General features: G+C 63.5%; 1 protein-coding gene. It reads right to left on the reverse strand.

Annotation, left to right across the window (positions count from 1 at the left end; all coding sequences use genetic code 11):
* Positions 1–70 precede the first annotated feature (70 nt).
* Positions 71–1,345: a DDE-type integrase/transposase/recombinase gene (locus ACFWQC_RS28315; protein WP_378686180.1), complete on the reverse strand. Its 1,275-nt coding sequence runs from the start codon at positions 1,343–1,345 to the stop codon at positions 71–73.
* Between the last annotated feature and the right edge of the window lie 95 nt (positions 1,346–1,440).

A 1,440-nucleotide genomic window follows, 5' to 3' on the forward strand; every position in this document is an offset into this window, starting at 1 on the left:
CCCGTAGTGCCTCATGTCAAGATGCCCGCGAAGTGTGGTCGGTGCCTCAGTTAGGAATGCCCGCGAGAATCTAGCCGGCCGCGTCGCGATGCTGGACCCAGATACCGCCTTTGCGGCGGTGGGCCAGGACGCTGGTGGCTCGGGTGTGGAGTGCGTCGGTCTTATCGGCGGCCAGGTCTCGAAGACGGGCTTGGGCGGCGGCGATCTGGCGACCGATCCCGGCAGGGTTGAGGCTGTCGCGATAGGCGAGCAGGTCGGCCTGTTGACCCTGGGCGAGAACCCCAGTCCTCAAGAGCCGAGCCAGCGGCGTAGCCGGCTTGTCATAGATCCGTTTCCGTCGGCCGTTACGGTCACTGCCCCACTCCACCGGCTTCTTCGTCGGAGTCAGAAAGTTGAGCCGGTCATCGACCAGTCGCCACAACCGGTTCAGCTCCCGCACCTCCTCAGGAGTGTCATAGCGGTAGTAGAAGCCGTACCTACGCACCAGGTGGTTGTTCTTCGACTCGATGGTGGCCTGGTCGTTCTTCTTGTACGGCCGCGACCGAGTGAAGTAGATCCCCATCTCCCCAGCCCACTTGATCACGGCATGGTTGAGGAACTCGGTGCCGTTGTCGAAGTCGAGCCCGGTCACCGCGAACGGAATCTCCTCTACCGCTGCCTGCAACCCGCTCAAGATGTGGGCATGAGCGTTGTTGGGCACCGAGCGTGTCCATACCCACCCCGTGCGGACATCGGTCAGGTTCAACGACCTTGCGAACTCACCGCGCAACGTCGGCCCGCAGTGCGCCACGGTGTCCCCCTCGAAGAACCCCGGCTCATCCTCGACCTCATCGCCCGCCTTGCGGATCTTGATCGAGGACCTCAACAACGGCGAGGGCTTCGTCGCCGCAATCCCCCGGATCGGATCCGAGTCACGTACCGGCTTCAGATACCGATCAATAGTCGCGGCCGACATCGCCAGCAACTCCTCACGAACCTCGCGGCTGTACCGGTCCCGACCGAAGACCAGCTCACAGTGCCGCTCAAGCGCATCGAGCTGAAGCGCCATCGACTCAGCCAAATACTTCCCACACTGACCACCACTGACTGCCCACACCCGCTGGAGAACCATCAACGCGTCATAGGAATACTTCGACGACCGGCCCTTCCGTACCCGCGGCACCACCTCCCGGCCCCTGCCAGGCCGCGCCTTCGACGCCGCCACCAACCGCCGCCGCGCGTTGTCACGCGACCAACCCGTCACCGAGACCACCTCATCGAGCAGTTCGCCCTTGACCCTCTTCGAGGCCCCCACATACAGCCGCGCATAACGACTGGTGATCTCAACCCGCGCCGCCAACGACAACACACTCCTCATACACCCCGAGGATCACCGGTTCGCGGGCACTCCTAGATGAGGCACCGAAGGTGTTTCGCGGGCACTTTTCGTGAGTCTCGTCG

The organism is Nocardioides sp. NPDC058538 (assembly GCF_042719275.1).
In the GTDB taxonomy this organism is placed as follows: Bacteria; Actinomycetota; Actinomycetes; order Propionibacteriales; family Nocardioidaceae; genus Nocardioides.